Here is a 9,176-nt window from a genome sequence, read left to right as displayed (position 1 = left end):
GTGAAGACGTGCAACGTGGTCAAGTTCTGGCCAAGCCAGGCTCGATCAAGCCGCATGCGCACTTCACCGGCGAGATCTATGTTCTGTCGAAAGACGAAGGCGGCCGTCATACGCCATTCTTCAACAACTATCGTCCACAGTTCTACTTCCGCACGACGGACGTAACTGGTTCGATCGAGTTGCCAGCAGACAAAGAAATGGTCATGCCAGGCGATAACGTGTCGATCACCGTCAAGCTGATCAACCCGATCGCGATGGAAGAAGGCTTGCGCTTCGCTATCCGCGAAGGCGGCCGTACCGTCGGCGCCGGCGTGGTTGCAAAAATCCTCGCATAAGGAAATGTTATGCTTCCACCCGGGGCGTCCTGGGTGGTAGAATAGCACTCCTCGAAAGTTTTACGTAGGGACGTAGCTCAATTGGCAGAGCGTCGGTCTCCAAAACCGAAGGTTGGGGGTTCGATGCCCTCCGTCCCTGCCACCGTCAAGGTGCAGGGCACCGAAAGTAGAAAAATGTCAAATCAATCCGTGCAAACCGTTAGCACGTCGAGTGACAAGATAAAAGTCGCGCTGGCAATAGTGGCTGCGATTGCAGGAGTAGTCGGGTTTTATTACCTGGCAGGCCAACCAGCTCTGGTGCGTGCAAGCGCGCTTGTGGCTGGTTTGGTTATTGCTGTTGCGCTCTTGTATGTCTCGACGACCGGCCGTGAATTTCTCAATTTCGCCAAAGAAGCTGTGCGCGAAACCAAGAAAGTCGTTTGGCCTACCCGCAAAGAAGCCACGCAGATTACTGCGATCGTGTTTGCCTTTGTGCTGGTCATGGCGATTTTCCTGTGGGGTACGGATAAATTGCTCGAGTTTTTGTTGTATGACGTAATTCTTGGTTGGAAAAAATAATGAGCGAAAATGTGCATGATGAAGCGGCGGACGAGTCCGTTCCGGGCGACGCTCCGGTAGCGGACACTGGTGCAGCGCTGAGCGTGCCAGTCAGCAGCAAGCGCTGGTATGTCGTGCATGCTTATTCCGGCATGGAAAAAAGCGTCATGCGCGCACTGACCGAGCGCATCGAGCGCGCGGGCATGCAAGACCAGTTCGGCCAGATCCTGGTGCCGATCGAAGAAGTTGTCGAAGTCAAGAATGGTGTGAAGTCCGTCACCGAACGTCGTTTCTATCCTGGCTATGTGCTGGTTGAAATGGAAATGACGGACGAGAGCTGGCACTTGGTCAAGAATACCAGCAAGGTTACCGGTTTCATTGGTGGCAAGTCGAACAAGCCGACGCCGATCTCCGCGCGCGAAATCGACGGCATCATGAAGCAGATGCAGGAAGGTGTTGAAAAGCCCCGTCCAAAAACCTTGTACGAAGTGGGCGAGCAAGTCCGCATCAAGGATGGTCCGTTCACCGACTTCAACGGCAATGTCGAAGAAGTCAACTACGAGAAATCCAAAGTGCGCGTCTCGGTCACCATTTTCGGCCGCGCTACCCCGGTGGAGCTCGAATTCGGCCAGGTCGAAAAAGTTTAAGTATTATCAAGCGCCACCAGGAGCGTCGCAGCGGTCTCAGCGAAATCCGGTCAGAGGAGCCCCGCCAGGGTAGGATCGGCGGGGCGCTACTACTCAATCCAAGATAGGAGCCATCATGGCAAAGAAAATCATTGGTTTTATCAAGCTGCAAGTGCCAGCTGGTAAAGCAAACCCATCCCCACCAATCGGTCCAGCTCTGGGTCAACGTGGTCTGAACATCATGGAATTCTGCAAGGCCTTCAATGCACAGACCCAAGGTCTGGAGCCAGGCATGCCAATTCCAGTCGTGATCACCGCGTTCGCTGACAAGTCCTTCACGTTCGTGATGAAGACGCCTCCAGCAACCTACCTGATCAAAAAAGCTGCTGCGATCACCAAAGGTTCGCCGAAGCCACATACCGACAAAGTCGGTACGCTGACCCGCGCACAAGCTGAAGAAATCGCTAAATTGAAAACCCCTGATCTGACCGCTGCCGACATGGATGCTGCTGTACGCACCATCGCTGGTTCCGCTCGTTCGATTGGTATCACGGTGGAAGGTGTTGTATAATGGCTAAGTTATCCAAACGTATCAAGGCTTTGAAAGCCAAAGTCGACCGTACCAAAGTGTACGCTTTCGACAACGCTGTCGCTCTGATCAAAGAGTGCGCAACGGCCAAGTTCAATGAATCGATCGACGTATCGGTACAACTGGGTGTTGATCCTAAGAAATCCGACCAAGTGGTGCGCGGCTCCGTCGTGCTGCCAGCTGGTACCGGCAAAACCGTGCGCGTTGCAGTATTCGCGTCGGGCGAAAAAGCGGAAGCTGCTAAAGCAGCTGGCGCCGACATCGTTGGTATGGAAGACCTGGCTGAGCAGATCAAAGCCGGCGACATGCCTTTCGACATCGTTATCGCTTCGCCAGATACCATGCGTATCGTTGGTACCCTGGGTCAGATCCTGGGCCCACGCGGCATGATGCCTAACCCGAAAGTTGGCACTGTTACTCCTGACGTCGCTACCGCCGTGAAAAACGCGAAAGCCGGTCAAGTTCAGTACCGTACCGACAAATCCGGTATCATCCACGCTACCATCGGCCGTAAATCGTTCGCTGACGCAGATCTGAAATCGAATCTGGTCGCACTGATCGACGCACTGAACAAAGCCAAGCCAGCATCGAGCAAAGGCGTGTACCTGCGCAAAGTTTCGCTGTCGTCGACCATGGGCGCTGGCGTCCGTGTTGACCAGGCTAGCCTGGCAGCTTAAGTAACAGAATCAAGTCCTGTAGCGCCTTCGGGCGCTGCGGGCGCATCTTTGGGCTGTCTGCCCGGTGTTCGCGCCAGGCAGGCAGACAATCAAAGACCGTTGGGCCGACTGCGATCGCACATGCAGAAGGTTAATAGGCTTGCCGGCAACGGCAAGTGCCCAACGCAGATGGTGTACCCGAACAAGTTTTGTAGTCCTCATGCTGCGTGAATTCATCCGCTCAGTTTAGTACTTCTTGACTTCGGACGCCGTGTTCGAACCGATGCAAGGCGCTCAACCACTCGGTTGTGATTGCCGAACATCATTTAAGGAGGTTGACCGTGAGTCTCAATCTGAATGACAAAAAGGCCGTCGTCGCCGAAGTTTCCGCACAAGTAGCAAATGCGCAAACGATCGTCGTGGCCGAATATCGTGGCATCCAGGTTGGTCACTTGACGCAACTGCGTGCTAAAGCGCGTGCCCAAGGCGTGTACCTGCGTGTGTTGAAAAACACTCTGGCTCGTCGCTCCGTTGAAGGTACCGCATTCGCCAGCCTGGCAGATGCCATGACCGGCCCGTTGATCTACTCGATCTCGGCCGATGCCGTTGCAGCAGCTAAAGTCATCGCTGACTTCGCTAAAACCAACGACAAACTGGTCATCAAAGCAGGTAACTACGCAGGCAAGCCGCTGGATACAGCTGCTGTCACCGCGTTGGCGAGCATTCCTAGCCGTGAAGTCCTCATTTCGCAGTTGTTGGGCGTTATGCTGGCTCCGGTTTCGGGCTTTGCACGTGGTCTGGCTGCCCTGGCAGCGAAAAAAGGCGAAGGCGCCGAAGCTCCTGCAGAAGCAGCAGCAGAAGAAGCCCCTGCAGCCGCTTAATTGCGCGCGCTTTTTTCTCTCAGTACCAATCTGATGTAACTAACGTAATAAATTTAGGAGTTTCAAAATGGCAATTAGCAAAGACGATATCCTGGAAGCAGTTAGCGCCATGTCCGTAATGGACCTGAACGACCTGGTTAAAGCATTCGAAGAAAAATTCGGCGTGTCCGCAGCAGCAATGGCTTCGGCCGGTCCTGCAGCAGGCCCAGCAGCAGCTGCTGAAGAACAAACCGAATTCAACGTCATCCTTGACACCTTCGGCGCAAACAAAGTTGGCGTTATTAAAGCAGTTCGCGAAATCACCGGCCTGGGCTTGAAAGAAGCTAAAGACCTGGTCGATGGCGCACCAAAAACTGTGAAAGAAGCAGTGTCGAAAGCTGACGCTGAAGCAGCACAGAAGAAACTGGTAGAAGCCGGCGCAACCGCTTCGATCAAGTAATATCTGTACCGGCGGCAGTTAGCGCCCGAGTCAAAGTCTGAGGTTTCCCCTCGCAAGGGGGGAAATCCGACTTTGGCTCCTTTGTCGTCTGCATCGTATTTGTCATGTAGTTGTAGCAGCAGTTTTTATTCGATTCAAGCCGGAAAGCAGAGCCTTGAGGTTTCGTCTGTGTCACACGCAGCGGTGCAAACGAACACTTGCAAAACCTGAATTTTCTATCCTTTCTGTCACTCACGGAGTGTCCATGCACTACTCATTTACTGAGAAGAAACGCATTCGCAAATCATTCGCGAAGCGCGCCAACGTTCACCACGTTCCGTTCCTGCTGGCGACCCAGCTCGAGTCTTATCATAGCTTCTTGCAAGAGGACATAGCACCGTCCGGCCGCAAGAATGATGGCCTGCAGTCGGCTTTCACTTCGATTTTCCCTATCGTGTCGCACAATGGTTTTGCGCGTCTCGAATTCTTGTCGTACGTTCTGGGCGATCCTGCCTTTGACGTCAAAGAATGTCAACAACGTGGCCTGACGTTCGCGTCGCCGCTGCGCGCGAAAGTGCGCCTGGTGATCCTGGACAAGGAATCGCCAACCAAGCCCGTCGTCAAAGAGATGAAGGAACAGGAAGTCTACATGGGCGAATTGCCGCTCATGACGACCACCGGTTCGTTCGTGATCAACGGCACGGAGCGGGTTATCGTTTCCCAGCTGCACCGTTCGCCTGGCGTGTTCTTCGAGCATGACCGCGGCAAGACCCACTCGTCCGGTAAACTGCTGTTCTCCGCGCGTATCATCCCTTACCGCGGTTCGTGGCTGGACTTCGAGTTCGACCCGAAAGACATCCTGTTCTTCCGCGTCGACCGCCGCCGCAAGATGCCAGTAACGATCCTGCTCAAAGCCATCGGCATGTCGCATGAGCAAATCCTGGCCAATTTCTTTGTCTTCGACAATTTCAACCTGCGCTCCGAAGGCGCGGAAATGGAATTTGTTGCCGAACGTCTGCGCGGCGAAGTGGCGCGTTTCGACATCGTCGACAAGTCGGGCAAGACCCTGGTGCTGAAAGACAAGCGTATCAACGCGAAACACGTGCGTGATATCGAAGCTGCCGGCATCAAGCACATTTCCGTACCGGAAGACTACCTGCTGGGCCGCGTATTGGCGAAGAACATCGTCGATGGCGACACCGGTGAAGTCGTCGCTTCCGCGAACGATGAGCTGACCGAAGATCTGTTGGGCCGCCTGCGCGACGCCAACATTTCCGAAATCCAGACCTTGTACACGAACGACCTGGATCAGGGCGCCTACATTTCGCAAACTCTGCGTATCGACGACACCGCCGACCAGATGGCTGCGAAAGTGGCGATCTACCGCATGATGCGTCCAGGCGAGCCGCCAACGGAAGACTCCGTTGAAGCGCTGTTCAACGGTCTGTTCTACAACTCGGACCGCTACGACCTGTCGGCCGTGGGCCGCATGAAGTTCAACCGCCGCATTGGCCGCGATGAACTGACCGGCGCCATGACCCTGTCGAACGAAGACGTGCTGGCCGTGATCAAGATCCTGGTGGAACTGCGCAATGGCCGCGGCGAAGTCGACGATATCGATCACCTGGGTAACCGTCGCGTACGTTGCGTGGGCGAACTGGCCGAGAATCAATTCCGCGCCGGCCTGGTGCGTGTTGAGCGCGCCGTCAAGGAACGCCTCGGCCAAGCCGAAGCGGACAACCTGATGCCGCACGACCTGATCAACTCGAAGCCGATTTCGGCCGCGATTCGCGAGTTCTTCGGTTCGTCCCAGCTGTCGCAGTTCATGGACCAAACCAATCCTCTGTCGGAAATTACCCACAAGCGCCGCGTATCGGCTCTGGGACCCGGCGGTCTGACACGCGAACGCGCCGGCTTTGAAGTGCGCGACGTGCATCCGACCCACTACGGCCGCGTCTGCCCGATCGAGACACCGGAAGGTCCGAACATTGGTCTGATCAACTCGCTGGCGTTGTATGCCCGCCTGAATGAATACGGCTTCCTGGAAACCCCGTACCGCAAGGTCGAAGGCTCCAAGATTACCGATCAGATCGACTATCTGTCCGCCATCGAAGAAGGTCGCTACATCATCGCTCAGGCGAATGCGACCATCAACGACGCCGGCATGCTGTCCGATGAACTGGTCTCGGCCCGTGAAGCTGGCGAAACCATCCTGGTCTCCCCGGAGCGCATCCAGTACATGGACGTGGCCCCAGGCCAGATCGTTTCCGTCGCTGCCTCGCTGATTCCGTTCCTCGAACACGATGATGCGAACCGTGCATTGATGGGCGCCAACATGCAACGCCAGGCTGTGCCTTGCTTGCGTCCGGAAAAAGCGCTGGTCGGTACCGGTATCGAACGCACCGTTGCGGTCGACTCGGGCACCACCGTGCAAGCGTTGCGTGGCGGTATCGTCGATTACATCGATGCGGGCCGTGTCGTGATTCGCGTCAACGATGACGAAGCGACCGCTGGTGAAGTGGGCGTCGACATCTACAACCTGATCAAGTACACCCGTTCGAACCAGAACACCAACATCAACCAGCGTCCTATCGTGCAAGTGGGCGACCGTGTTGCCAAGCGCGACGTGATCGCCGACGGCGCATCGACCGACCTGGGTGAATTGGCGCTGGGCCAGAACATGACCGTTGCCTTCATGCCATGGAATGGTCTGAACTTCGAAGATTCGATCCTGATCTCGGAAAACGTCGTCAAGGACGACCGCTACACTTCGATTCACATCGAAGAGTTGTCGGTGGTGGCCCGTGACACGAAACTGGGCGCGGAAGAAATTACGCGCGACATCTCGAACCTGGCTGAAAATCAGCTGGCACGTCTGGATGAGTCCGGTATCGTCTACATCGGCGCTGAAGTCCAGGCCGGCGACACCCTGGTTGGTAAAGTGACGCCGAAGGGCGAAACCCAGCTGACCCCGGAAGAGAAGCTGCTGCGCGCGATTTTCGGCGAAAAAGCCTCGGACGTGAAAGATACGTCGCTGCGCGTGCCTTCGGGCATGATCGGTACCGTGATCGACGTGCAAGTCTTCACCCGTGAAGGCATCGTGCGCGACAAGCGTGCCCAGCAAATTATCGATGACGAACTGAAACGCTTCCGTCTGGATCTGAACGACCAGATGCGTATCGTTGAAGGCGATGCCTTCCAGCGTCTGGAAAAAATGCTGATCGGCAAAGTTGTCAACGGCGGCCCTAAAAAGCTGGCCAAAGGCGCCAAGATCACCAAGGAATACCTGGCCGATCTGGACAAATACCACTGGTTCGACATCCGCCCTGCGGACGACGATGCAGCGGTAGCGCTGGAAGCGATCAAGGAATCGATCAACGAGAAGCGTCACCAGTTCGATCTGGCCTTCGAAGAGAAGCGCAAAAAACTGACGCAAGGCGATGAGCTGCAACCAGGCGTGCAAAAAATGGTCAAGGTGTACCTGGCCGTGAAACGCCGCCTGCAGTCGGGCGACAAGATGGCAGGTCGCCACGGTAACAAGGGTGTGGTTTCCCGTATTGTTCCTGTGGAAGACATGCCATACATGGCCGACGGCACGCCAGCCGACGTTGTGCTGAACCCGCTGGGCGTTCCTTCGCGGATGAACGTTGGTCAGATTCTCGAGACTCACCTGGGTTGGGCTGCCAAGGGTCTGGGTATCCGCATCGGCGAAATGCTGAAGGCGCAAACCAAGGTCGAGCAAGTGCGCAAGTACCTGACGACGATCTACAACGACAACGGCCGCGCGGAAGATCTGAACGACTTCGACGACGAAGAGATCATGAAGCTGGCGGAAAACCTGAAAAAAGGTGTTCCATTTGCCACGCCAGTGTTCGACGGCGCCAATGAAGAAGAGATCCGCCGCATGCTGGACCTGGCGTATCCGGACGACATCGCCAAGAACCTGGGCATGACCGCTTCGAAAAACCAGGTGACCATGTATGACGGTCGCACCGGTGAAGCGTTCGAGCGCAAGGTCACTGTCGGCGTCATGCACATGCTGAAACTGCATCACTTGGTTGATGACAAGATGCATGCGCGTTCGACCGGTCCTTACTCGCTGGTGACGCAACAGCCACTGGGCGGTAAAGCCCAGTTCGGTGGTCAGCGTTTCGGTGAGATGGAAGTCTGGGCACTGGAAGCGTATGGCGCGTCGTATGTCTTGCAAGAGATGTTGACCGTCAAGTCCGATGACGTGAATGGCCGTACCAAAGTGTACGAGAACCTCGTCAAGGGCGACCACGTGATCGACGCCGGCATGCCGGAATCGTTCAACGTGCTGGTCAAGGAAATCCGTTCGCTGGGTATCGATATCGACCTCGAACGCAACTAAACGACAGCACCCTGTCATTTGGTTTGGGAAACACAAAGCCCGGCTGGGAAACCACGCCGGGCAATGTAGTCTCAGGAATATAGAAATTTAATCACCTCTGGAGTGATACATGAAAGCACTGCTCGATCTATTCAAGCAAGTACAGACCAACGAGACCTTCGATGCAATCAAGATCGGTCTCGCTTCGCCTGAGAAAATCCGTTCGTGGTCCTACGGCGAAGTCAAGAAGCCGGAAACCATCAACTACCGTACCTTCAAGCCTGAGCGCGACGGCCTGTTCTGCGCCAAGATCTTTGGCCCGATCAAGGATTACGAATGCCTGTGCGGCAAGTACAAGCGCCTGAAACACCGCGGCGTGATCTGCGAAAAGTGCGGCGTCGAAGTCACCCTGGCCAAAGTGCGCCGCGAGCGCATGGGCCACATCGAGCTGGCCTCGCCGACCGCGCACATCTGGTTCCTGAAATCGCTGCCGTCGCGTCTGGGCATGGTCCTGGACATGACCCTGCGGGACATCGAACGCGTGCTGTACTTTGAAGCATACGTCGTGACCGATCCAGGCATGACCCCGCTGAAAAAGTGCCAGATCATGTCGGAAGACGACTACGCCGCCAAGTACGAAGAGTACGGCGACGACTTCACCGCCTTCATGGGCGCCGAAGGTATCCGTGAACTGCTGCGCTCGATCGACATCCACCGCGATGCCGAAACCCTGCGCGTGGAACTGAAGGAATCGAAATCCGAAGCCAAGATCAAGAAATACGC

General features: G+C 55.7%; 8 protein-coding genes, 1 tRNA gene and 1 pseudogene. All 10 read left to right on the top strand.

Features of this window, described 5'->3' with window-relative positions:
• A partial coding sequence (locus ASN89_RS19760) for an elongation factor Tu (RefSeq protein ID WP_082654669.1) occupies positions 1-335 on the top strand: 335 nt, incomplete at its 5' end.
• A 66-nt stretch (positions 336-401) separates the two neighbouring features.
• Positions 402-477: transfer RNA gene (locus tag ASN89_RS19755), tRNA-Trp, on the top strand.
• 32 nt (positions 478-509) lie between these two features.
• Positions 510-893 carry a preprotein translocase subunit SecE gene (secE, locus tag ASN89_RS19750; protein WP_010394308.1) on the top strand — a complete coding sequence of 128 codons (384 nt, stop codon included), beginning with the start codon at positions 510-512 and terminating at the stop codon, positions 891-893.
• Positions 893-1,519, top strand: a complete 627-nt coding sequence (nusG, locus tag ASN89_RS19745; protein WP_034753130.1) for a transcription termination/antitermination protein NusG — start codon at positions 893-895, stop codon at positions 1,517-1,519. Before secE ends, nusG begins: the two co-directional genes overlap by 1 nt.
• 115 nt (positions 1,520-1,634) lie before the next feature.
• Positions 1,635-2,069, top strand: coding sequence for a 50S ribosomal protein L11 (gene rplK / locus ASN89_RS19740; protein ID WP_034753131.1), 435 nt, complete (start codon positions 1,635-1,637; stop codon positions 2,067-2,069).
• Positions 2,069-2,764 (top strand): 50S ribosomal protein L1, encoded by a 696-nt coding sequence (rplA, locus tag ASN89_RS19735; RefSeq protein WP_034753134.1) that lies wholly within the window; start codon positions 2,069-2,071, stop codon positions 2,762-2,764. The genes rplK and rplA overlap by 1 nt, the downstream gene beginning before the upstream one ends.
• A 320-nt stretch (positions 2,765-3,084) precedes the next feature.
• A complete protein-coding gene (gene rplJ / locus ASN89_RS19730; RefSeq protein ID WP_034753621.1) occupies positions 3,085-3,624 on the top strand; it encodes a 50S ribosomal protein L10 in 540 nt (179 codons plus the stop codon).
• Positions 3,625-3,691: 67 nt separating this feature from the next.
• A complete protein-coding gene (gene rplL / locus ASN89_RS19725; RefSeq protein ID WP_034753136.1) occupies positions 3,692-4,063 on the top strand; it encodes a 50S ribosomal protein L7/L12 in 372 nt (123 codons plus the stop codon).
• 244 nt (positions 4,064-4,307) lie between these two features.
• Positions 4,308-8,414 carry a DNA-directed RNA polymerase subunit beta gene (gene rpoB, locus ASN89_RS19720; RefSeq protein ID WP_046682083.1) on the top strand — a complete coding sequence of 1,369 codons (4,107 nt, stop codon included), beginning with the start codon at positions 4,308-4,310 and terminating at the stop codon, positions 8,412-8,414.
• A gap of 109 nt (positions 8,415-8,523) precedes the next feature.
• Positions 8,524-9,176 (top strand): annotated as a pseudogene (locus tag ASN89_RS19715) (DNA-directed RNA polymerase subunit beta'); the annotation flags it as partial.

Origin of the sequence: Janthinobacterium sp. Ant5-2-1, assembly GCF_001445815.1 — a bacterium.
GTDB classification, from domain to species: Bacteria; Pseudomonadota; Gammaproteobacteria; order Burkholderiales; family Burkholderiaceae_D; genus Janthinobacterium; species Janthinobacterium lividum_E.
The sequence above is the reverse complement of the archived record's forward strand: the minus strand, read 5'-3'. Positions and strand labels throughout refer to the sequence as shown.

Excerpts from the sequence above, each read along its gene's own strand:
- secE (WP_010394308.1), top strand. The coding sequence starts at position 510 with ATGTCAAATCAATCCGTGCAAACCGTTAGCACGTCGAGTGACAAGATA.
- nusG (WP_034753130.1), top strand. The coding sequence starts at position 893 with ATGAGCGAAAATGTGCATGATGAAGCGGCGGACGAGTCCGTTCCGGGC.
- rplK (WP_034753131.1), top strand. The coding sequence starts at position 1,635 with ATGGCAAAGAAAATCATTGGTTTTATCAAGCTGCAAGTGCCAGCTGGT.
- rplA (WP_034753134.1), top strand. The coding sequence starts at position 2,069 with ATGGCTAAGTTATCCAAACGTATCAAGGCTTTGAAAGCCAAAGTCGAC.
- rplL (WP_034753136.1), top strand. The coding sequence starts at position 3,692 with ATGGCAATTAGCAAAGACGATATCCTGGAAGCAGTTAGCGCCATGTCC.
- rpoB (WP_046682083.1), top strand. The coding sequence starts at position 4,308 with ATGCACTACTCATTTACTGAGAAGAAACGCATTCGCAAATCATTCGCG.